27 protein-coding genes are annotated in these 21891 nt (G+C 64.6%); 20 read left to right on the top strand and 7 right to left on the bottom strand.

What is annotated here, in order from left to right:
- The first annotated feature begins 94 nt into the window (after nt 1-94).
- The 3 genes from NZ951_04700 to NZ951_04690 are packed head-to-tail and all read left to right on the top strand — an operon-like array spanning nt 95 to nt 2410.
- Nucleotides 95-859: a TIGR00282 family metallophosphoesterase gene (locus NZ951_04700; protein ID MCS7207221.1), complete on the top strand. Its 765-nt coding sequence runs from the start codon at nt 95-97 to the stop codon at nt 857-859.
- On the top strand, nt 860-1729 hold the full coding sequence (locus NZ951_04695) for a PHP domain-containing protein (protein ID MCS7207220.1): 870 nt from the start codon (nt 860-862) through the stop codon (nt 1727-1729).
- Nucleotides 1730-1735: 6 nt separating this feature from the next.
- Nucleotides 1736-2410 (top strand): glycerol-3-phosphate acyltransferase, encoded by a 675-nt coding sequence (locus NZ951_04690; protein MCS7207219.1) that lies wholly within the window; start codon nt 1736-1738, stop codon nt 2408-2410.
- On the opposite strand, the gene modA is transcribed toward NZ951_04690, so the two are convergent.
- Nucleotides 2407-3189: a molybdate ABC transporter substrate-binding protein gene (gene modA / locus NZ951_04685; GenBank protein MCS7207218.1), complete on the bottom strand. Its 783-nt coding sequence runs from the start codon at nt 3187-3189 to the stop codon at nt 2407-2409. The genes NZ951_04690 and modA overlap by 4 nt on opposite strands.
- A gap of 119 nt (nt 3190-3308) precedes the next feature.
- On the opposite strand from modA, the gene NZ951_04680 reads away from it, so the two are divergent.
- The gene (locus NZ951_04680; protein ID MCS7207217.1) at nt 3309-3602 is read left to right on the top strand and encodes a hypothetical protein; all 294 of its coding nucleotides are present in this window, start codon (nt 3309-3311) and stop codon (nt 3600-3602) included.
- 58 nt (nt 3603-3660) lie between these two features.
- Here NZ951_04680 and NZ951_04675 read toward each other — a convergent pair whose 3' ends face one another.
- Nucleotides 3661-4593, bottom strand: coding sequence for a PAC2 family protein (locus NZ951_04675; protein MCS7207216.1), 933 nt, complete (start codon nt 4591-4593; stop codon nt 3661-3663).
- A 125-nt stretch (nt 4594-4718) separates the two neighbouring features.
- On the opposite strand from NZ951_04675, the gene NZ951_04670 reads away from it, so the two are divergent.
- The 8 genes from NZ951_04670 (at nt 4719) to NZ951_04635 (ending at nt 10548) form a co-directional block, all read left to right on the top strand.
- Nucleotides 4719-5657, top strand: coding sequence for a magnesium transporter CorA family protein (locus tag NZ951_04670; protein MCS7207215.1), 939 nt, complete (start codon nt 4719-4721; stop codon nt 5655-5657).
- Between the two features lies 1 nt (nt 5658).
- Entirely contained in the window at nt 5659-6432 is a 774-nt protein-coding gene (locus tag NZ951_04665; protein MCS7207214.1) for an MBL fold metallo-hydrolase, read from the top strand.
- A complete protein-coding gene (locus NZ951_04660; GenBank protein ID MCS7207213.1) occupies nt 6429-6947 on the top strand; it encodes a Mut7-C RNAse domain-containing protein in 519 nt (172 codons plus the stop codon). The genes NZ951_04665 and NZ951_04660 overlap by 4 nt, the downstream gene beginning before the upstream one ends.
- Nucleotides 6944-8077 carry an acetoin utilization protein AcuC gene (locus NZ951_04655; protein MCS7207212.1) on the top strand — a complete coding sequence of 378 codons (1134 nt, stop codon included), beginning with the start codon at nt 6944-6946 and terminating at the stop codon, nt 8075-8077. The genes NZ951_04660 and NZ951_04655 overlap by 4 nt, the downstream gene beginning before the upstream one ends.
- A gap of 70 nt (nt 8078-8147) precedes the next feature.
- On the top strand, nt 8148-8846 hold the full coding sequence (locus NZ951_04650) for a protein-L-isoaspartate(D-aspartate) O-methyltransferase (protein ID MCS7207211.1): 699 nt from the start codon (nt 8148-8150) through the stop codon (nt 8844-8846).
- A 93-nt stretch (nt 8847-8939) separates the two neighbouring features.
- Nucleotides 8940-9251 (top strand): hypothetical protein, encoded by a 312-nt coding sequence (locus NZ951_04645; protein MCS7207210.1) that lies wholly within the window; start codon nt 8940-8942, stop codon nt 9249-9251.
- Between the two features lie 15 nt (nt 9252-9266).
- Entirely contained in the window at nt 9267-9797 is a 531-nt protein-coding gene (locus NZ951_04640; protein MCS7207209.1) for a hypothetical protein, read from the top strand.
- 10 nt (nt 9798-9807) lie between these two features.
- Nucleotides 9808-10548 (top strand): CoA synthetase, encoded by a 741-nt coding sequence (locus NZ951_04635; protein ID MCS7207208.1) that lies wholly within the window; start codon nt 9808-9810, stop codon nt 10546-10548.
- Between the two features lie 73 nt (nt 10549-10621).
- Here NZ951_04635 and NZ951_04630 read toward each other — a convergent pair whose 3' ends face one another.
- Nucleotides 10622-10765 carry a hypothetical protein gene (locus NZ951_04630; GenBank protein ID MCS7207207.1) on the bottom strand — a complete coding sequence of 48 codons (144 nt, stop codon included), beginning with the start codon at nt 10763-10765 and terminating at the stop codon, nt 10622-10624.
- A gap of 344 nt (nt 10766-11109) precedes the next feature.
- Between NZ951_04630 and NZ951_04625 the strand changes: the two genes are divergently transcribed.
- The 6 genes from NZ951_04625 to NZ951_04600 all read left to right on the top strand — a co-directional run bounded on the left by NZ951_04625 (nt 11110) and on the right by NZ951_04600 (nt 16748).
- The gene (locus tag NZ951_04625) at nt 11110-11886 is read left to right on the top strand and encodes an aldolase/citrate lyase family protein (protein ID MCS7207206.1); all 777 of its coding nucleotides are present in this window, start codon (nt 11110-11112) and stop codon (nt 11884-11886) included.
- Nucleotides 11887-11959: 73 nt separating this feature from the next.
- Complete coding sequence (locus NZ951_04620; GenBank protein MCS7207205.1) at nt 11960-12526, top strand: hypothetical protein; 567 nt, start codon at nt 11960-11962, stop codon at nt 12524-12526.
- A gap of 75 nt (nt 12527-12601) precedes the next feature.
- Nucleotides 12602-13621: a TIGR03617 family F420-dependent LLM class oxidoreductase gene (locus tag NZ951_04615; protein MCS7207204.1), complete on the top strand. Its 1020-nt coding sequence runs from the start codon at nt 12602-12604 to the stop codon at nt 13619-13621.
- Nucleotides 13622-13677: 56 nt separating this feature from the next.
- Complete coding sequence (locus NZ951_04610) at nt 13678-14928, top strand: CoA transferase (GenBank protein ID MCS7207203.1); 1251 nt, start codon at nt 13678-13680, stop codon at nt 14926-14928.
- Nucleotides 14929-14960: 32 nt separating this feature from the next.
- Nucleotides 14961-16268 carry a CoA transferase gene (locus NZ951_04605; GenBank protein ID MCS7207202.1) on the top strand — a complete coding sequence of 436 codons (1308 nt, stop codon included), beginning with the start codon at nt 14961-14963 and terminating at the stop codon, nt 16266-16268.
- A 9-nt stretch (nt 16269-16277) separates the two neighbouring features.
- Nucleotides 16278-16748: an MOSC domain-containing protein gene (locus tag NZ951_04600; protein ID MCS7207201.1), complete on the top strand. Its 471-nt coding sequence runs from the start codon at nt 16278-16280 to the stop codon at nt 16746-16748.
- On the opposite strand, the gene NZ951_04595 is transcribed toward NZ951_04600, so the two are convergent.
- The gene (locus NZ951_04595; protein MCS7207200.1) at nt 16708-17427 is read right to left on the bottom strand and encodes an endonuclease III domain-containing protein; all 720 of its coding nucleotides are present in this window, start codon (nt 17425-17427) and stop codon (nt 16708-16710) included. The two genes, NZ951_04600 and NZ951_04595, sit on opposite strands and share 41 nt — an antisense overlap.
- Nucleotides 17417-18133, bottom strand: a complete 717-nt coding sequence (gene sfsA / locus NZ951_04590; protein MCS7207199.1) for a DNA/RNA nuclease SfsA — start codon at nt 18131-18133, stop codon at nt 17417-17419. The genes NZ951_04595 and sfsA overlap by 11 nt, the downstream gene beginning before the upstream one ends.
- A gap of 98 nt (nt 18134-18231) precedes the next feature.
- On the opposite strand from sfsA, the gene NZ951_04585 reads away from it, so the two are divergent.
- Nucleotides 18232-19278, top strand: a complete 1047-nt coding sequence (locus NZ951_04585; GenBank protein MCS7207198.1) for a zinc-binding dehydrogenase — start codon at nt 18232-18234, stop codon at nt 19276-19278.
- Here NZ951_04585 and NZ951_04580 read toward each other — a convergent pair.
- Complete coding sequence (locus tag NZ951_04580) at nt 19257-19715, bottom strand: hypothetical protein (GenBank protein MCS7207197.1); 459 nt, start codon at nt 19713-19715, stop codon at nt 19257-19259. The genes NZ951_04585 and NZ951_04580 overlap by 22 nt on opposite strands.
- Nucleotides 19716-19790: 75 nt before the next feature.
- Between NZ951_04580 and NZ951_04575 the strand changes: the two genes are divergently transcribed.
- Nucleotides 19791-20759 (top strand): aldo/keto reductase, encoded by a 969-nt coding sequence (locus NZ951_04575; protein ID MCS7207196.1) that lies wholly within the window; start codon nt 19791-19793, stop codon nt 20757-20759.
- On the opposite strand, the gene NZ951_04570 is transcribed toward NZ951_04575, so the two are convergent.
- Nucleotides 20740-21849 carry a hypothetical protein gene (locus NZ951_04570; protein ID MCS7207195.1) on the bottom strand — a complete coding sequence of 370 codons (1110 nt, stop codon included), beginning with the start codon at nt 21847-21849 and terminating at the stop codon, nt 20740-20742. The two genes, NZ951_04575 and NZ951_04570, sit on opposite strands and share 20 nt — an antisense overlap.
- Nucleotides 21850-21891: the final 42 nt, after the last annotated feature.

Raw genomic sequence — 21891 nt, 5'->3', positions numbered from 1 at the left:
TTTCCCATATGCGCTCAGCATAGCACGACGGCCCACGGGCCGCTAGCCCTTCACAGCACTCCCCCCCTTCCAGTATTCTATGGAGGGGGTTGCCATGCGTGTGCTCTTCATCGGCGATGTGGTGGGCAAGCCCGGGCGTCGGGCCTTGCAGATTTTTTTGCCCATCCTCCGCAAGGACCTGACACCCGATCTTGTCATCGCCAACGGCGAGAACGCCGCTGGTGGCAATGGCCTTACCCTGGACACAGCCCAGGAAATCCTCCAGGCGGGGGTGGACATCATCACCTCCGGCAACCACATCTGGGACCAAAAGGACTTCATCCCCCACTTGGATAGCGACCTGCCCGTGCTGCGCCCCCTGAACTACCCCCCCAACCTGCCGGGCAAGGGCTACCTCCAACGGGGTGAGGTGGTGGTGGTCAACCTGCAGGGGCGGACGTTCATGGCCCCCATTGACTGCCCCTTCCGCACCGCCGATGCCCTCCTGCAGCGCTTACAAGGGGCCAAAATCATCATCGTGGATTTTCACGCCGAGGCCACCAGCGAAAAGCAAGCCCTGGGCTGGTACTTGGACGGGCGGGTGAGCGCCGTGCTGGGCACCCATACCCACGTCCCCACCGCGGATCCCCGCATCCTTCCCAAAGGCACCGCCTTCATCACCGATGTGGGTATGTGCGGCCCCTTGCACTCCATTATCGGCGTGGAGGTGGGGGAGATCATCCAACGCTTCCTGACCCAAACCCCGCGCCGTTTCAGCGTGGCGGGAGGAGTGGCGGTGCTCAACGCCGTGCTGGTGGACATTGACGAGCAGACGGGCCGTGCCCGCTCTATTGTCCGTGTGGACCGCCAGGAGCGCTAGATGCCCTCTCCCGTCCTCGCCGACCTGCACCTGCACACTACCGCCTCGGATGGGCGCTTGCGCCCCACGGCTCTGGTGCGCCTGTGCGCGCAGCGGGGTTTACGGGTTATCGCCATCACCGACCACGACACCACCGACGGTCTGGCCGAGGCACGTGCCGAGGTCCACCGCCACCCCCACATGACCCTGATTCCCGGCGTGGAGTTCTCCACCGATGTGCCCGGCGAAGAGATTCATCTGCTCGGCTATTTCCTGCGGGAAGAGGATGGAGTGTTACAGGAGGTGTTGCACCGCCTCCGCCAGGGGCGCATCGCCCGTGCCCACAAGATGCTGGAGCGCTTACGCGCCTTCGGGATGGACATCCGCTGGGAACGGGTGTTGGAAATTGCGGGAGGCGCCTCCTCGGTGGGCCGGCCCCATATCGCCCAGGCCATGCTGGAGAAGGGCTATGTCTCCAGCCTCAAAGAGGCCTTTGACCGCTGGATCGGACGGCACGGCCCCGCCTATGTGGAACGGGACAAGTTCCCCCCTGCCGAGGCCATCCGTTTCATTCGCCAGAGGGGGGGGATCCCCGCCCTGGCCCACCCCCGGGACATCACAGACCTCCCCCGCTGGCTGAAGGAACTGAAAGAGGCGGGCCTGGCGGGCATGGAGGTCTACTACGGTGATTACACCTCTGACCAGGTGTCTGCCCTTTTGGCTTTGGCACGGGAGCACGCCCTGCTCCCCGTTGGCGGCAGCGATTACCACGCCTTCCACACCCCAGGAGAGGTGGAGCCGGGGAGTGTCGGCCCCCCTTGGGAGGTGGTGGAAGGGCTCTTTGCCCTGTCCGGGAAGCAGCCGGTGTCATCGTCCCCGCACCCGTCGTAAGCGCTTATGGAGACTTGGCTGGCTCTCCTAGCGGCTTACCTGTGGGGCGGGTTCCCCACCGCCTACGTGGCCGCCCGCTGGAAAGCGGGGATAGACCTGCGACGCGTCGGCTCGGGGAATATTGGAGCATCCAATGTGGCCCGAGCGGTGGGGGCACGGTTGGGGTTTCTGGTGGGGGTCTTTGACGCTTTGGGAAAGGGCACCCTCCCCCTCCTGTTATGTAAAGTTGTGGGCCTCTCTGTGCCCCAACAAATGGGCGTGGGATTGGCATTGGTGGCCGGTCACAACTGGTCGCCCTACCTGCGTTTCACGGGGGGGCGGGGCGTAGCCACCTCCCTAGGGGTGCTAATCGGCGCACCCCTCCCGGGAGTGCCCTGGGAACTGCTGGGGTTCGCCGTGGCCATGGGGCCGGGGTGGCTGGTGTTTCGCTCCACCGCTTTGTGGATAGGGATCGGCTTCCTCTCCCTTCCTGTGTGGGGTGCACTGGTCCCCGGGCGTCCTCATTTCTGGCTGACTGTCGGCCTGTTGGGTTTGGTGGCCCTGAAGCGCCTCTTGGCCAACTGGGAGCGCCCCGACGGGCGCTACCCCTGGTATAAGGTGTTCGTCTGGCGCATCCTGTACGACAGGGATGTGCCCACCCACGTGCCCTGGCAGGAGAGGGGCATCCCCCCCGCCCGCTAGGGGCTGGCGTGGGGAACCACGAATCCGTAGCGCTGGAGAATGGCGCGCCCCTCGGCCCCCAGCACGAACTGCACGAAGCGCCGCGCCTGAGCCTCCTGGCGCGTCCCCTTGACCACCACAATCCCTTGCTCTATGGGGGCGTGCACCTCTTCGGGGATCAGGTACCACTTGCCCGGTGTGCGCACCGCCAGGGCCAAGGCGACGATGGCCACATCCGCATTGCCTGTCTCGGCATACTGGAGGGCTTGGCGCACATTCTCCCCCAGCACCAGTTTGGGACGCAGAGCATCCCAAAGGCCAACGCTCTGGAGAGCCTGGCGGGCTGCCACGCCATAGGGGGCATGCTGGGGGTTAGCGATGGCGATGCGACGGATTTCGGGGCGGGCCAAGTCCTCCAGCCCCCCCAACTCCAGGGGGCTATCAGGGCGAGCCCACACCCCGATGCGCCCCCGCGCATAGAGGGCGAGAGTGTCGGCATAGGCCAAGCCCTTGCGCACCAGGTCCTCCACCAGAGCCATATCGGCTGAAGCGAACACATCCACAGGGGCGCCGTATTCAATCTGGTGAGCCAACTGCCCCGAGGAGCCAAAGGTGAAGGTAACGGGGATGCCCGTCTGCTCCTGAAAGCGTTGCCCCATCTCGCGGAAGGCGAAGGTCAGGTCCGCCGCTGCTGCCACCGTCAGGGCCGAAGGGATGTCCCCCTCACTGCGCTGGCACGCCCCACTCACCCACACCAAGAAGGCCAGAGCACCCAGGAGCAGATAACCTCTCTTGACCATTTCTCAACTAAAACTCAACCCAAACTTGACCGCCAGCCTCTAGAAAAGGGAAAGGGGAATGGCCTATACTTGGGGGCACACGGGTGTGGTATATAATCAAAGATGGAGGTGGCGAGGCGATGCAGGAGCAATCTCGGAGCACCGGTCAGCGCCCGACGGTGGGCGGGCACCCCCCCTTCGTATCCCAAGGGCATGTGCGCGCGTATACGCCCCTCCAGGCTTACTTCCTCCAGCGCCTGATGCGCCTGGTGCGTCTGCGCCAGGAAGCGGGAGACGTCCTGGCCCAGGAACCGTGGCTTCGCCGCGCCGTGGACAAGGCGATTTACTCCACCTTCCTGGATTGTGCGGAGTTGGGCGTGGGGGCTGAGGCCCGCCTGGTGCTGGGGCAAGGTAACGCCCCCTCCCCCAGTTAGCCCGTCGCCCCTTGCAGAGACACCGCGCCGTGTCAAGCCCCCGTGTGCAGGAGGAGGGCTATGACCCACTTCCCGACGGTGTGCCCCGACCGGGCAATTCCGACCCTCCGTTGCCCCGCCCCTGCTGACGCAGGAACTCCTCCAACTCCCTGACCATCTCCTCCGGCGCGGGGAGTTCCTCTTGGCGTTCGGGGGGCCGTTCCGCCAGCAAATCATGCGCCTCTTCCAGCCGCCGCAGGTGAGCCAGCATCTCAGCGTTGCCGGCGATGGCCTTGCCCACCTCGGCCTCAAAGGCCACAACCATCCCCCGCAAGGCACCCAGGGGGAAAGTTACTCCCAACAGACGCTCTAAACGGCTTAGCAGGGCGAGGCTGGACTTGGGATTGGGAGAGGTCTGCAGGTAGTGGGGCGAATGGGCCCACAAGGAGCAGAAGGGGAGGTGGGCTTGAGTGCACGCCTCGCTGAGGGCGGTGCCAATGCCGGTCGGCCCTTGATAGCGGGAACTGAACACCCCCAACCTTTCCAGCGTTCGGCGCAGGTCGGGGCGATTGGCCGTGCCGGTGATGCGCACCTCCCGCGTGTGGGGCACAGCGTCCAGAAGGCTTCCCAACATCACCACCCGCTCCACCCCCACCTGGTGCGCCAAGCTCAGAATGGTGCGGGTGAAGGTCTTCCACCGCAGGTGGGGTTCAATGCCCACGAACAGCAAGAGACCGAAAGGTGCACCCTCCCCTTGCCAGGCGTAGAAGTCGTTGCTGGGCCAATGGATGACCCGCTCCCCCCGCTCGTTCAAATAGACGACGGGGCGCACCCGTTGGAAGTCGTAGAACTCCTCGGGGTCAATACTCGCGCAAGCCGTGGCCCCCAAATGGCGCACCAGGTAGCGCACGGCATAGGTCGCACCCTCCTGGGCATCCGGCCAACCGGCAAAGGCCGTGATCAGCACCGGATGGGTCAGGCGGGGCATGGTATGCACGATCAGGCTCTCCACTGCTCCCCTCCCAGGGCCAGTGTAGCACATCCCCCTTGCCGCGCACATCCTGATGACCCCGCCTCCGCTCCCATACCCCTGGCCCGTGGGTGCTACAATAAGAGCTGGTTGTGCGAGGGGATGCGTTGACCACCACGAGCCTGGCGCGTGTTGAGGTCCAGTCCATTACCTGGAAGGGCCTCACCTGGCTGAATGTGGAACGGCCAACTATGGCCGAAATGGAATACCTGCGCGCCCGCTTCAACTTCCACCCCCTCGCCCTGGACGACTGCCTCTCCCGGGTCCAGTTGCCCAAAGTGGACGAGTTCGACGACCATATCTTCCTGGTGGTGCACTTCCCCCTGTTCAACAAGCAGATGCGCCTCACCCTGCCCAGCCAGGTGGCCATCTTCGCCGGGGCCCACTATGTGGTTACCGTCCACCGGGGGGAACTGAAACCCCTGGTGAAACTGTTCACCGACTGCCAGCAGAGTGAAGCGGTGCGGGACGAACTGATGGCCCGCTCCTCGGGCTACCTGCTGTATCGCATTTTGGATGTGTTGGTGGACTACTGCTTCCCCATCCTGGGCAAGATTATGGACCAGGTGGACGAGGTGGAGGAGCACCTGTTCGAGCGAGGCACCCGCCAAGTGGCCGAGCGCCTGTCCTATATCCGGCGGGATATTATCGCCTTTCGCCGCATCATTCGCCCCCAAATCGGAGTGATGGAACTGTTGGAGCGGCGAGAATATCCCTTCTTGAAGGTGGACCCCGATGTCTACTTCGGCGACTTGGCCGACCACACCCGCCGTATCTGGGCTGAACTGGAGGAACTGCGGGAGGTAACGCAAGGGCTCAACGAGACCCTTTTCACCCTCTCCAACCAACTTACCAACGACGCCCTGCGCATCCTCACCGTCATCTTCACGGCTTTGCTTCCCATCACCATCATTGGCACCCTCTACGGCATGAACTTGCAGTTGCCCATCGCCGAACACCCCCAGGCCTTTTGGATCACCACGGGGGCGGGCATCCTTCTGGGAGTGGTCTTGTGGTGGTGGTTCCGTCTCAACAAGTGGGTGTAGCATGCGCCTCCGCTTCCTGGGTGCCCATCAGAGCGAAGCTGGCCCCCACCGCCCCATGTCCATTTTGGTGGACACCACCCTGGCCCTAGACGCAGGCGGTTTGACGGGTGCCCTGACCCTGCCCGAGCAGGCTCGCCTGCAGGCCCTCCTCCTGACCCACCGCCACTACGACCACATCCGCGACATCCCTCTGCTGGGGCTCAACATTCTGGAGCGGGGCGCTCCCCTGTTCATCTATGGTTTGCCCGACACCTTAGAGCACCTACGCCGCTACCTCTTGGACGGCACCCTCTACGTGGACTTCTCCCGCCGTCCCTCACCCGAGGCTCCCCTTGTGCGTCTGGTGCCGGTGGAACCTCTGCACCCCTTTTCCCTGCAGGGCTACCAGGTGCGAGCGGTGCCCGTGCCCCACAGTGTCCCCAGCGTGGGGTGGGAGCTCACCACACCCGAGGGCAAGGTCGTGTTCTACACGGGCGACTGCGGCCCCCAGGTATCCACCGCTTGGGAGCACACTCGCCCCGACCTGCTGGTCATCGAGACCACCATGCCCGACCGCCTGCTGGGGCGGGCTACGGCCGCAGGCCACCTGACCCCCTCCACCATGGCCCAAGCGGTGGAGGCCCTCCTGCGCCGACGGGATACGCCCCTGCGCCTGGTCGTCGCCCACATCAACCCCGGGGTCAGGGACGAAGTGATCCGTGAGGTGCACCAGCGCTTGGGGCCGTTGGGTATCACCTTCCATATCGGTGTGGAGGGGTGGCAGACGGAGGTATGAACGGGGCTTTTGTTGAGGGGGGGTCCCCACTTCTGTTGGCGGATGTCAATGTGGGGCGTTTGGCCAAGTGGCTGCGGGCCCTGGGCTACGATGTCCTCAACGCCCCCCACATCCACGACCAGGATCTCCTGGCCCTGGCCCACGCACAAGGGCGTATCCTGCTGACCCGCGACCGTCATCTGCCCCAGGCCCCCCCTGTGCGACGGGGCCTCGTGCGCGTTCTGCTCGTGCACAGCGAGCATCTGGACCAGCAGGTACAAGAGGTTCTCACCTGGCCAGGGTTAGGCCCCCCTCGTCCCTTTACCCGGTGCATCCGGTGCAACACCCCCCTGGTTGCCGCCAGCCCCGCGGAGGTGCACACCCACGCTCCCCCGTATGTGCAACGCACCCAGCGCGAGTTCCGCCGGTGCCCCTCCTGTGGGCGTCTCTATTGGCGAGGAAGCCACTGGCGTCAGATGGAACACCGCCTGCACGCCCTCCTGCATTCCGTAGCCCCTGTTCAGGAGCGTCTATGAGCACCGCAGCCTTTGTGTATGCCCCTGTCCTCACCCAATACGTCCTGCGCCAGGACCACCCCCTCGTGCCTCGCCGCCTGCGCCTGGTCTACGAACTGTTAGAAGCCTACGGCGTATTCCAGCATCCCCACGCCCGCCTTGTTCCCCCGCGTATGGCCACTCCAGAGGAGCTCCTGTGGTTCCACACCCCCGATTATGTAGAGGCCGTGCAAAGCCTCAGTGGTGGTGAAACCCGCATCAATCCCCTTCGCTACAACTTCTCCCAGGAGGGGGATAACCCCGTGTTCCCCGGGATGTTTGAGGCCAGCGCCTGGGCAGTGGGAGCCTCCTTGGTGGCCGCCGACCTGGTGGCCCAGGGGAGCGTAGGGGCGGCGGTAAACTTCGCAGGGGGCCTGCACCACGCCATGCCCAACTACGCCTCGGGCTTCTGCATCTTCAACGACGTCGTTATTGCTATCCAGTCCTTGCTTCGCAGGGGGTTGAAGGTGGCCTACATCGACATTGACGCCCACCACGGGGATGGGGTGCAGTTCGCCTTCTATGACACCGACCAGGTGCTCACCATCTCCCTGCACGAATCCGGGGAGTACCTGTTCCCCGGCACGGGCTTTGTCCACGAAATCGGGGTGGGCAAAGGGCGAGGCTATGCAGTGAATGTTCCCCTCGCCCCGTATACCGACGATGAGACCTATCTGTGGGCCTTTCGGGAGGTAGTGCCCCCCCTCATTAACGCCTTTTGCCCCGATGTGCTGGCCACCCAACTGGGCATTGATACCCATCGGGACACACCCATTACCCACATGAAGATGACCGTGCAAGGGTTCATTGCCGTGGTGCGCGACTTGCAGGCGCTGGCTCGGGGGCGGTGGCTCGCCTTTGGGGGCGGGGGCTATGATCTGAGCGCCGTGGCGCGGGGATGGGCGTGGGCGTATGCCGTGATGGTGGGGATGGACCTCCCCGATACCATCCCGGCGTCCTTCCAAGAACGCTACGGGATCCGGCGTTTGCAGGATGACCCCCAGCCCCTGGACGAGACCCAACGCCGTCTGGTGCGCAGGTATGCCGAAGCGTCGGTGGCAGAGGTGAAGCGCCTGGTCTTCCCTCTGCACGGGCTGTCCGCCCTGGCGTGAAGAACGTCCCCAAGCAGCGCCACGGCCTCTCCCGCACCACCACTGGGCGGGGCAGGAAGGGGGACGACACATGGAGCACACCGGCGACCTGGAGGAGGCCAAGGAGCGCCTTTTCGCCTTATTACGCCGGGAGCGCCAAGCCGAGGGGCTGGATGAACGGGTGATTCAGGCCATGGAGCGGGTGCCCCGGGAGCGTTTCGTGCCCCCCGCCTTGCGCCACTTGGCGTATGAAGACATACCCCTGCCCATCGGCTGGGGCCAAACTATCTCCCAACCCTTTATCGTCTGCCTGATGACCTCCGCCCTGGACTTGCAGCCCACCGACAAGGTGCTGGAAATCGGCACAGGAAGTGGCTACCAGGCTGCCGTTCTGGCTGAACTGGTGCCGCGGGGCAAGGTGATTACAGTGGAACGGGTTCCTCACCTTTTGCACTCAGCACGGGCGATTCTGGAGGCCTTGGGCTATGGCAACCGCGTGGAGGTGCGCCCGGCGGGGGAGGTGCTCGGCTGCCCCGAGGAGGCCCCCTTCCACGCCATCCTCGTGACCGCAGGAGCACCCACTTTGCCGCGGGTGCTCCTGGAACAACTGGCCATCGGCGGCCGCATGGTCATCCCCATCGGCTCACGCTACGAACAGGATTTGATGCGGGTCGTTCGCACACGGGAGGGCTACTCCCTGCGCACTTTGGGGGCGTGTCGCTTCGTGCCCCTGATCGGCAAGGGCGCCTGGGAAGAGGACGACCAAATCACTGAAACACCTCACCTGTAAGGCTGCGCCCTAGCGCCCCTCAAGCAGACATCTCCCCTATGCCTGTGGTAAGATAGGGGCGAACCACCCCCAGGGGTGCGGGAGGTGTGCCCCATGCCCAGCAAGGTTACCACCCTTGACCAGGCCGTCCGTATGGTCAAACCCCACGACCTCATCGGCCTGACCCTTCCAGGGGAGTTCCTGGCCCAGCCCATGGGGTTTGTGCGTGCCCTGGTGCGCGAAGGAACCCGCCCCCTGCGCCTGCTGGGTGTAACGGGCGGGAGCATCAACTGCGACCTTCTCATCGGGGCGGGGCTTGTGGCCCAGATCGAAACCTGCCATATGCGCCTGGGGGAACTGGGCACTGCCCCCAACTTCGAGCGGGCCGTCAAGGCCGGCACCCTCACAGTCCTGGACAACACCTGAGGGGTCATCCTCTCCATGCTCCAGGCTGGAGCCATGGGCGTCCCCTTTGTCCCCGTGCGGGGGCTATTTGGCTCGGACCTCCTGCGCGCCCGCACCGACTGGAAAGTCATACCCCATCCCTTCAACCCGAGCGAGGAGATTGTCGTTTGCCCCGCTTTGAACCCCTCGGTGGCCCTCTTTCACGCTTTGGTTGCCGACGAGGAGGGCAACTGCATCGTCCCGGGACGGCAGGAGGCGGTGCCTATGGCTCGCGCCGCTGACGCTGTCATCGTTACCGCCGAGGAGGTGGTGCACGGACCCTTGTCGCCTCGGGACGCCGAGGGAACCTTCATCCCGGGTATCTACATCACCGCCGTGGTGCATCTGCCCTTCGGCGCCCACCCCACAGGGATGCCGGGACGCTACCCGCCCGATATGGCTCACATCCGCACCTATGCCCAGGCGGCCAAACAGGGCCAGGTCGGTGAGTACCTGGAGCGCTATGTGCTGGGCCCGCGCAGCGAAGAGGAGTATCAGGCTCTGGTAGGCATCCGCACGCCCGCCTAGGGGAGGAGCCATGCCCATACCCCGCTATACCGTGGAGGAACTGATGGCCTGTGTAATCGCCCGGGAGGTGCGCGATGGAGAGACCTGTGCCACGGGCATGGCCTCACCTCTGCCGGCGGCGGGGCTTCTCTTGGCCCAGGCTATCTACGCCCCCCGCGCCAGGATCATTATCTTGGAGCACCCCGATCCCCGTTTCAACCCCTTCCCCGATGCCAGCGGGATTCACTTCCTGGCCCAACGGGGCAAACTCGACCTCTTCTTCCTCAGCGGCATCCAGATTGACCGCTTTGGCAATTTCAATCTGCACGTTATCGGCGACTACTACCAGCCGCGGGTGCGCATGCCAGGGGCCTACGGCTCAGGAATGCTGTATTACATGGCCAAGCGGGTGATCCTGTTCCGCACCGAACATACCCGCCGCACCTTCGTGGAGCGGGTGGATTTCATCTCGGGAGCGGGGAGCACGCCCCCAACCGTCTACCGCCCCGGCGGCCCGTATAAATGCGTAACGCCGATGGCTGTGCTCCGCTTCCGCAAAGACCCGCCGGGCTGGGAACTGGAATCCGTCCACCCTGGCCACACTGTTGAGGAGGTGCAGGCCAACACGGGCTTCCCTCTGGAACTGGCTGCGGACTTCCGCACCACCCCCGAGCCCACCCAGCAAGAACTCCGCGCCTTGCGCACAACGGTGCGGGAGCGCCTGGCCCCCGCCTATCCCCAGTTCGCCCAGGAGAAAATCGTAGCGGGGTAACCCATCCATAGCAGCTCAAGCCACTGCCCCACACAAGGGATGGGTGCCCTTAGCCCATGGGCGCGTTACCCGGTCAAACCATCTCGGCGGAGGCTTGGCGGAACGCCGTTTCGTCCAGAACCCCTGCAGCCAAGTCTATCAGGATGGCATCCACCCTGTTCGCGAGGTCTATGAGCACGGGGGCGTGGGAGTCCAGAATGCCCTGTACCTGTGTCAAAAGCCACTGCTCGAGAGCCTGGGCCGCAATGTGGCCACTAGCTAGCGGGCCACCGCGCGGGAGCCCTGACGCCTATGCGTATCCGAGACACCGCCCCTTGCTTCGGCCTGAAGAGCAGGACGGGCCGTGGTGCACGCGCTCCCAAAGGATACGTTACCTCCAGCCCAATGGTCAATGGGTTGTAAAGGGGCACCAGTATTTGCAGCCGGATGGAACCCTCGGCAGTTCAGGTCAGTCAGACCTGAAGCACATCCGCATCGGTGCGATGATCTACACCATACGGTGGCCCGCCAGAGATTCCGCCGGAAGGATATAATAGACACAGCCTCTACGAAGGAGCATCCGTGCGCCCCAACGCCACAAAAGCCAAACTCCTCCAAGACCAAGCCGTTTACGGGTGGATCATCCAGACCCCCTCGCCCTCCATCGTGGAACTGGCGGGCCTGGCGGGCCTGGACTTCGTCATGCTGGACTGTGAGCACGGCCCCATCACCGCGGAATCTCTGGAGGACCTGTGCCGCGCCGCCGAGGTGGTGGGGGTTACCCCCCTGGTGCGCGTCCCCGCCAACCACCCCGAGGCCATCTTGCGGGCATTGGACAGGGGAGCGGCGGGAATCATTGTCCCCCACATCCGCACCGCACACGACGCCCAGGAGGCAGTGCGCGCCGCCCGTTTCGCCCCCGAAGGGGAGCGGGGCTTCGCCGGCTACATCGGCGCCCGTTGGACAATTGGTATCCAAGATGCCAACCCCTTCGCCTTCGCCAACCGGGAGGTGCTGGTCTCGGGCATGGTGGAGGACAAAGAGGGCTGGCAGAACCTGGACAGCATCCTGAGGGTGCCGGGGCTGGACGCTGTCCATATCGGCCCGGGCGATTTGTCCCAGTCATTGGGATACCTGGGCAAGACAGACCATCCCACAGTCCAACAGGCTGTGGAAGACATCGTCACCCGTGCTCGGCGGGCGGGGAAGGTGGTGGGCTTGGGGGGCATACGCCCCCGCGACCTCGAGGCCCTGCGCCGCTGGCACAGCTTGGGCGTGCGCTTCTTCACCCTCTCCTTCGCCCAGATGGCTGTGGAAGCAGCCCGCGACTTGCTGGCCCAGGTGCGCGGCAAGGGCTAACCCCCGTTCCTGCCATCGTTGCCCCAAACATCCTCTCTCGTTGCGTTACAATTAGGTGAGGAAGAGGAGGCGTATGGCGTCGGAGGAACACCCCCAAGTCTCCATCTACCTCTTCCCCCATCTAGAGGAGTTCCTCGTAACCGACACACGCCCCGAGGTGCCGGGCACCCCCCGTGTGCTATTCATCCCCTGGCGGGAGGCTTTGGATACCACCTTCTACCAAGAGGTGGAGAGGGCCTTCAGTGAAGCCCTTCGGGAGCAGGAGCCTTTCCCCTTGGCCCACCTGATGGTTCTGCCCACGCGCCTCGAGGGTATCCTGCGGGAGGCGGGGTTGAAAGCCATTTTGCGCCGCCTGGACATCCCCCCGGAAAGCCCATCCCTGCCGCGCATCGGGGTGTTCCTGGTGGCGGGACAGGCCTTGGCACGGAGCGGACGCACCATCGCCGAGGCCCTGGGAGAGTTGGTAGACCATCTGGCACCGCCCTCCTTCCAAGCCCAAGCCGCCCAAGCCCTCCAGCGGTTCCTGGAGCAGGAGCACGAAACCCTGCGCCGTTTGGAGCGCCAGTATCTGCAGAAGGCCCTTCTGGGCGAGGAGCCCGGCTTCTACACCCTCTGGCAACAGCCCAAAGACACCCCCTAGCCTGCCCCCCTTCCGCCCCCTTGACACCCCCGCCCAATTCTCTACAGTGATTTCAGCACTACGGGAGGTGAGGCCATGAAAGTCTACGCCCCCCTGCGCGGGCGCACCTTGGCTGAGGTGCCCGCCGAAGCCCGCCGTGCCGAACACCTGGGCTACGACGGCGTCACCCTCAGCGAACTGACCACTGATCCCTTCCTCACCGCCACTTTAGCGGCCGAACATACCCAGCAGGCCCGCGTGGGCACCGCTATTGCCGTGGCCTTTCCCCGCTCGCCCATGGTCGTCGCCTACGAGGCGTGGAACCTACAGGCCTTCTCCCAGGGGCGCTTTGAACTGGGGCTGGGCACTCAGGTCAAGGGCCACAACGAACGGCGCTTCAGCGTGGCGTGGAGTGCTCCCGGCCCCCGTATTCGCGAATATGTGCAGGCCCTGCGCGCCATCTGGGACTGCTGGCAGAACGGCACTCCCCTCAACTTCCGCGGCCAGCATTACACCTTCACCCTCATGACCCCCGAGTTCAATCCTGGCCCCATCGCTCACCCCCGCATCCCCGTCTACCTGGCCGCCGTCAACCCTTATATGGCGCGCCTAGCTGCCGAAGTAGCCGACGGCGTCCTGTTGCACGGCTTCATGACCTGGAAGTACATCGCTGAAGTCGCCTTGCCCGCCATTGAAGCAGGAGCCCGCAAGGCTGGCAAGTCTTTGAAAGATGTGGAGATCTCCGGCGGGGGGTTCATCGTTACGGGCGCTACCGAAGAGGAGGTGTTGCAGAACCTGGAGGTTACGCGTCGGCGCATCGCCTTCTACGCCTCCACCCGCACCTACAAGGCCGTCATGGACTTACACGGCTGGGGGGATGTTACCCTCCGCCTCCACGACCTTACCCTGCAGGGCCGATGGAAGGAGATTGCCTCCTTAATAACCGACCAGATGGTAGACGCCTTCTGCGTGGTGGGCACTTACGACAGCATTTTCCCCCGCCTGAAGGAGAAGTACGCGGGGCACGCCACCCGCATCGCCCTCCCCCTTCCCACGACGTCAGGCCCCGGCGACAATGCCCTTCGCCAACTGCTCGCAGCCCTGAAAACCGTATAAAAGGCTGTGAAGCGCCATCTTGGCCCCTTGCGCCGACAGAAAGGCAAGGTTACCATATGCCCAAAGCCCTGCACACGGTGGGAGGTGCCCCCATGCTGGACATGGCCCTGTCCGATGTGAAAGTGCTGGACTTCACCCACGCCATCGCCGGCCCCTACTGCACCAAACTCCTGGCCGACTTTGGGGCCGATGTCATCAAGGTAGAACGCCCCGATGGGGGGGATCCCGCCCGCCGCTGGGGCCCCTTCCCCAACGACGACCCCCACCCCGAGAAGAGCGGTCTGTTCCTCCTCCTGAACACCAACAAGCGCTCCATCACCCTCAACCTCAAAACCGAGGCCGGCAAGAAAATCGCCCGCCAACTGGTGGAATGGGCCGACATCATTGTGGAGAGTTTTCGGCCGGGCACGATGGCCAAGTTCGGCTTGGACTACCCCACCCTCCATGCCCACAAGCCCACCCTCGTCTACACCTCCATCTCCAACTTTGGGCAGACCGGCCCGTACCGGGACTACCTGGCGTCCGAGATCATCATTTACGGCATGGGCGGGGAACTGTATAGCACCGGCCTGGACTTCCGTGAGCCGGTCAAGATGTACGGCACCATTTGCCAGTTCCTGGCCGGCAACATCGCCGCCCTGGCCACCCTGGGGGCCGTGTTCGCCGCCCGTCACCAGTCCCTGGGCCAGCATGTGGACATCTCCCTCATGGAGACCCAACTGGGCAGTCAAGACCGGCGCATGCCAGCCCTGGTGGCCTACCAATACACGGGCGAAGTCAGTGGGCGCATCCCCCTGGGGCAAGCGGGCTATCCCATCGGCATCTACCCCTGTAAGGACGGCTACTTTGAGATCATGAGCGGGCTGGGACGCTTCCGCCAGGCGGTGGAGATGCTGGGCAACCCCGACTGGCTCCGCGACCCCAAATGGTATGCCCCCACCGCCCAGCAAGACCCCGCCCTCAAGGAGGAGTTTGAGAGCCACTTCTTCCCCTGGCTGATGGAGCACACGATGGCCGAACTGTGGGAACTGGCCCAACGCCACCGCGTCCTCTCTGCCCCTGTCAACACCGTGGCCGATGTGGTCAACGACCCCGTGTTCAATCAGCGGGGGGCCTTTGTGGAGGTAGAGCATCCCGTGGCCGGCAAGGTGAAAATGCCCGCCCGCCCCTTCATCATGAGCGAGACCCCCTGGCAGTTGCGCCGCCCGGCCCCCCTGTTGGGGCAACACAACGAGGAGGTGCTCTGCGGAATGCTGGGTTACAGCAAAGAGGACCTGGTCAAACTTCGGGAACAGAATGTGATCTAGGCCTGGCCAATCCTGTGGTAAGGAGGGTCGCCATGCCCCGTCTCCCCCTGGAAGGCATCCGCATCGTGGACATCACCGTAGTGTGGGCAGGCCCCTACGCCTGCTTCCTGTTGGCCCACCTGGGTGCGGAGGTCATCCGTGTGGAGTCCATCAAGTTCTTCCAGCCCCTCACACGGGGGCCTCTCCCCCGCCCCCCCAAAGCCGTCGTGCAGCGGGGGCAGCCCCCGTGGATCTGGGGCATGCCCAACCGCGACCCCGGCCAGCGCCCCTGGAACCGCTCACCTATGTTCAACTCCCACGCCTCCAACAAACTCAGCATGACCGTAGACCTGCGGGTGCCCAAAGGCAAGGAGATCCTCGCCCGCCTGGTCAAGATCTCCGATGTGGTCATAGAGAACAACGTCACCGAAACCATGGATAAAATGGGCATTACCTATGACTGGCTGCGCTCCATCAAGCCCGACATCATCTTCGTGCGGATGCCCGCCCTGGGCAATACCGGGAAGTACGCTAACTACCGCCTACTGGGCTCCATGAATGAGGGTGTGGCGGGCCACAACACCCTGCGGGGCTATCCCGACATGGACCCCACCGCCGTTACCCCCGTCTACGCCGCCGACGCCGCCTCCGGGGCGGGAGCTGCCTTCGCCGTGCTGGCCGCTTTACACTACCGTCAGCGCACAGGTAAGGGTCAGTTGGTGGAACTCTCCCAGATTGAAAACTTTATGCCCTACCTGGGGCAAGCCATCCTGGACTACACCATGAACGGGCGCGTCCAGCGCACCTTGGGCAACCGCCATCCCTGGGCTATCCAGGGCGTCTACCGCTGTAAGGGCGAGGACCGCTGGTGCGCCATCACCATCTTTAACGATGACCAGTTCGTCAAGTTCTGCCAGGCCACTGGCCATCCCGAATGGGCCACCGACCCCCGCTTCGCCGACGCCATCAGCCGCTACAAGCACCACGACGACCTGGACAAACTCATTGAATCCTGGACTAGCCTCCACACCCCCTATGAGGTGTTCCACCTGCTCCAGCGGGCAGGAGTACCCGCCGGCCCCGTGATGGACCAGCGGGACGCCTATAACGACCCCCACCTGCAGGCCCGGGGCTTCTTCAAGAAAGCCTCCCAAGAGGACTGTGGCGAGCACCTCTACCCCGGCGCGCCCTTCACCATGTCCGCCACACCCCCCACCATCCGTCGGGGCCCTGTGCGCCTGGGCCAGGACAACGAGTATGTCTACAAGACCCTCCTCAAGTTCAGCGACGCCGAATACCAGCAACTCATCGCCGAGGGCCACATCGGCACAGAGTTGGCTCCCGATGTGGTGACTTCGTAGGGTCGGGTTATGCCATCGGGACGAGTTGAGACCATCTGCATCGCCACGGGGCCGGGCCAGCCCATGCTGCCGGTTGAGCGCGTCCGCGCCATCGCCGGCCTGGGGCTGGAGGGCGACCGCTATGCCCTGGGCAAGGGGTATTACTCCTCCACCCCCGGCACCGGCCGCCAACTCACCCTTATAGAGGCCGAGGTGCTGGACGCCCTGTGGCAGGAGCGGGGCATTCGCCTCTTGCCCACCGAACACCGCCGCAACATCACCACTCGGGGCATAGCCTTGGCCCCCCTGGTGGGCAAGCGCTTCCGCATCGGCCCCGTCGTGTGCGTCGGCATGCGCCTGTGCGAGCCCTGCGCATATCTGGAGGGCCTCACCGGCAAACCCATCCTGGAGCCGCTGGTGCACAAGGCCGGCCTGCGTGCCGACATCCTGACCACCGGCATCATCCAGGTGGGCGACCCGATTGAAGAGATACAGGAGTAACCGACGCCAGGGAACGACGCCCCGTGGGGCACAGATCCAGCAGGGGGCACACCCCACAGCGGGGGGCACGCTTCCGGCATACCTCCTTGCCCAAGCGCACCAGAAGGGCATGGTACTCCTGGAAGGTAACCACATCGGCAGGCATATGCTCCATAAACAGGCGTTGTACCTCCCCGTAGCGCGCTCGCTCCCCCACCACCCCCAAGCGCTGGAAGATGCGGATGGTATAGGCGTCCACCACGAACACGGGCTTCCCCGCCGCATACAGCAGGATGTCGTCGGCCGTCTCCTCCCCGATGCCGTAGATCCCCAGCAGTTCCGCCCGTAGGGCTTGAGTATCCTGGGCGAAGAAAGCCTCCAGGTCGTCGTTGTAGCGGGCCAGGTGCTCCACGAAGGCCTTCACCTTGCGGGCCTTCACCGTGAAATACCCCGAGGGGCGCACCAACCGAGCCAACTCCTCCAAAGGGAGGGCCCGCAGGGCCGCCGGTGACAACGCCCCCACCCGTTTCAGGTTGCCCAAGGCACGCTCTACATTCCTCCACGCTGCAGCCTGGGTCAGAATGGCCCCGATGCACACCTCCAAGGCCCCGTCCCCTGGCCACCACCCTTGGGGGCCATAGGCACGGTAGAGGCGCTGGTAAACCTCCTCTACTAGCCGGCGCAGCGTATCAGTGCCCACGGTGCCCCTCTGCGGGATAGCGTGTCCACACCGGCAGGGGTGTATCCAAACGCACCTCGTCCAACCCGACACGACACCGATAAGCGTAGGCCTCCACCCCCTGGGCTAAGGCGGAGCGCAACGCCTCCCCAAAAGCCGGGTCTGCGGGGTCGTTGGGGGCGAAGGCGTGGGCATCCTCCCGTTGGACAACAAACACCACACACGCCCGATGCCCCTGGCCCACCGCCTCTACCAGGCTGGCCATATGGCGTTGGCCGCGGCTGGTGGGCGCATCGGGGAACAGGCCCACACCCTCCTCCACCAGCGTGACCGACTTGGCCTCCACCCAGCACAGGCGTCCGTCCCGTTCCAGGAGCAGGTCCAATCGGCTATGGCCGAAGGGCACCTCCCGCCCCCGCAGGCGCCACCCCTGGAACGCGGGCACACGCCTTTCCCCAATCGCCTCTGCCAGCAGGGCGGAGGGCAAGCGCGCATCCGCCGATGCCAAAGTATGCCCCACATCCACCAGCACCAGGTCATACACTGTCTTGCGCACTGCCCCTACACGGGGCGTTACCCAGCACACCCGCCCCCGCTGTAGGAGTTCCCACATCCGCCCCGAGTTGGCTATATGCACCAAAGCAGGGGAGCCGTCTACCAGCACCCGTCCCGCAAAACGGTTCAGGCGCTCCAGGAAAATGGCCTGCACAAGGGGAGGCAACCGCATACACCCTCGCCCCCATGATAGCGACGCAGTGTTGCCCACACCTGGCGAGTCCCGTATCATAAAAAACGCTACGCCCACCCAAGCCCAAAGGGGGACAGATGAAGGCAGTTGTCTTTGAACGGCACGGGGGCCCCGAAGTTCTGCAGTATAAGGACATCCCCGACCCCAAACCTGGGCCCAACGAAGTGGTCATACACGTGAAAGCGGCAGCCGCCAACTACACCGACATTTGGGCGCGCCGTGGCTTGCCAGGGATGCAGATCATCCTGCCCCATGTCTCGGGCTCCGATGCGGCGGGGGTGGTGGTGGAGGTGGGGAGCGCCGTGACAGGCATCAAAGTGGGCGACGAGGTGCTGGTGCACCCCTCCCTGGCGTGCCGCACCTGCGAGATGTGCACAGGCGGGCAGGAGTTCTTCTGTCGGGATTTCAAGATCTGGGGCTTCCAGACCGGCCCCAACGACGGGGGCCACGCCCAGTATGCCAAACTGCCCGCCGTCAACATCATCCCCAAACCGAAAGCCCTCTCTTTCGCTGAAGCCGCCTCCCTGCCTCTGGTGCTCATGACCGCCTGGCGCATGCTGGTGAGCCGGGCACGGGTGCAGCCGGGCGACTTCGTCCTTATATGGGGAGGGGCGGGCGGGTTGGGGGTCATGGCCATCCAAATCTGTCGCCTATTCGGGGCACGCCCCATCGCCGTGGTGAGCAGTGAAGAGAAGGCCCGCAAAGTGGCCGACCTGGGTGCCGAGTTCGTCATCAATCGCGCCAAACAGGATGTCTACGAGGAGGTGCGACGCATCACCAACCGTCGGGGTGTGGACATCGTCTTTGAGCATGTGGGACAGGCCACTTTTCCCACCAGCGTCCGCGCCCTGCGGTGGGGAGGCACCCTGGTAACCTGTGGGGCCACCTCGGGCTTTGAAGCCACCACCGACCTGCGCTTCCTATGGAACAAGCAACTGAACTTCCTCGGCTCCCATATGGGGAATAAGGCCGAACTGCTGCAAGCCCTGCGGTGGGTAGAGGCGGGCAAAATCCGCCCCGTCATCCACCACATCCTCCCCCTGCGGGAGGTGCCCCGCGGTCAGGAGATGATGGAAAAAGACCAGGTTATCGGCAAACTGGTCTATGTGCCCGAAGGGGCGTGATGGGGAGAGGGGGGTACCCTCCGCCCCCGTGTGGCCCGACGCAGCTCCGTTTCCACCACCTCAAAATCCCGCCGGGAGAGCAAGTGCATCTGCTCCACAAAAGCCAAGGGCCAATCCTCGGGACGCCACCGCTTCACGTATTCCAGGCTGGGGGCCAGCAGGCGGGCATCCACCGCTGGGACCTCCTCCGGCACCAAAACTGGCTGCAAGGGAACCACCAAGCGCTGGGGGGGGCTCCCCTCGGCTTGGGCAGGCCCGGCCACGGTGGCGGTGCCCGCGAACACCTGCTTTTTCTTCACAAAGAGCAACACCCGATCCCCCACGGCCATGCGATCGGCCTTGCGCTTGTGCCGGGGGTGCAGGTAAAGGCTGGCGAACTTCCGCCCCCGCAAGTCCTCATACTCTTGGGGAGTGAGGGTGATCATCCAGAAGTTCATCGGCTCCCTCCCCCTAAGCCCTAGGGGTAAGATACCATACGCCCCCTCCCCACAGCACGGGTGATGAGGTTGCGTATGCGCACACGCCCGCTAGGCACCACAGGCCTTTTGGTGTCGGAGGTGGGCTTCGGAGCCTGGGCCATCGGCGGCAACCTCTACGGCAACAGCTACGGCCCCACCGATGACGCCGTCTCCCGACGCGCCCTCCAGGAGGCCCTGGACTTGGGGTGCACCTTCTTCGACACCGCCGATGTCTACGGCCACGGCCACAGCGAGGAACTGGTGGGAGAGGTAGTGGGCAATCGCCCCGATGTGGTGGTGGCGACCAAGGTGGGGGGCAACTTCTACCGCCCCCACGGCGTAGTTATGGACTTCTCCCCCCGCTACATCCGCTTCGCCTGCGAGCAGAGCTTGCGCCGCCTCCGCCGCGACGTGATAGATCTCTACCAACTCCACAACCCCCCCCTCCCCTTCCTTTTTCACCCCGGTTTCTTCGCCGTCTTGGAGGACCTGCAGAAAGAGGGCAAAATACGTTTTTACGGCGTCTCCATCCACGCCCCCCAGGAGGGGATGGCTGCCCTGCGGACGGGTCGTCCCGCCGCTCTGCAAGCCGTCTACAACCTCCTGCGCCAGGAGATGGCAGTAGACCTCTTCCCTTTGGCCCACCAGCAGGGCGTGGGCATCATCGCCCGGGAGCCCCTCCACAACGGCTTCCTGACAGGTAAATACACCGAGGATGCCACCTTCCCCCCGGGGGACATCCGTCACCTGTGGCCACGGGCCTACATACGCCGCCTGGTGCGGGCGGCGGAGGCGTTGCGCCCCCTCACCTCTCCCCAGAGGAGCCTAGCCCACCTGGCCATCCGCTTCGTCCTGGACAATCCTGCCATCTCGGTGGTCATCCCGGGGGCCAAGACGCCCGAGCAGGTGCGGGAGAACATGGCAGCCTCCGCCTTACCCCCCCTCACCGAGGAGGAGAAAACCTACATCAGCCGTGTCCTGCAGGACTGGGAGGGGGAATCGCCTACCCCGCCAGGCTCATAATGGCGTAGAGGTGGCGGAACAGTTTCCCCACCTCCCTCACAAAAACGAAGGGGCTGACAGGGCGTGCCGGGTCCACATGGCGAAACAGGGTGAACTCGGTATAGCGCACGGGCACCTTCCCCCGCAAGGCTTGGGCCAGGCGGCGCGCCTCTGACGCCGGGACCAGGGCATCCTCTCGGTCCTGCATAATGAGCACGGGCGCCCGCAGCCCGTCCAGATACTGGGAAGGGGAGATGCGCCGCAGAAACTCCTGGCCCTCCGCCGGCAGGTGGGACAGCAGCACGCGGGCCTCCTCCAGTGTGGCGCCTTCCAGCAGGCCCAGGACGGCCCGCCCCTCGGGGGAAAGGCTTTCCCGCGCCGTGGCATCGCCAGCCAGGGCGCGTTGCACCAACTCCCCCTCCTCTGGGGGCAGGGAGGCCACCAAGTGCCCCTCGAACACCTCCCGTGTGAGGGGGTCCGGCTCCCAAGGCTCCTGCAGGCCATTCCAGAAACGGGTGCGGGAGGCGATTTGCACCACCAGGTCGCGGGCATCAAAGTACACGCTCAGGGCGTTTACAAAGGCCACCTGGTCGCGGATGCGGGGGTCGGCAGCGGCCATCAAGGCAAACGACGCCCCCACGCAAAACCCCCCCATCCCCACCCGCCGGGCGTCCACACCGGGCAACCCCACCAAATACTGATACGCCCCCACCAGCATCTCCACCTCCGCAGGATCAATGCGGTTCTGGGTCATCGGCTCGGACCAGGGGATAAGGGTTACAATGCCTGCACGGGCCAGGGCTTTCCCCAGGTTCACCACCCGCGGATCGTCCCGTCCCGCCGGGTTGACCCCCAAAAAAAGGACGACCGCTCCCCTCCGGCCAGAGCGGGACGGCTCATACAGGTCTGCAATCGCCTCCCCACGGGGGGTGGGAAAGCGCACCTCCCGCACCCGGGGCTCGGGGGCGAACCACTTCTGGGGCTGCACCGGCAGTTGAGGCAGGATTTGGGTTACGAACAGAGCGGTCTTCAGGGAGGTGCGCCCCGGCGGGCTCCACCCGACACCTATGACGACAAGGAGCACCACCCCCAGCACCAGCCAACGCCGCACTGCGCCTCCTGTCCTTATACTATCAGAGCCTTCATCGGGGGT

It is taken from the genome of Dehalococcoidia bacterium (assembly GCA_025060295.1).
Lineage (GTDB): Bacteria > Chloroflexota > Dehalococcoidia > Lucifugimonadales > HRBIN23 > HRBIN23.
The sequence above is the reverse complement of the archived record's forward strand: the minus strand, read 5'-3'. Positions and strand labels throughout refer to the sequence as shown.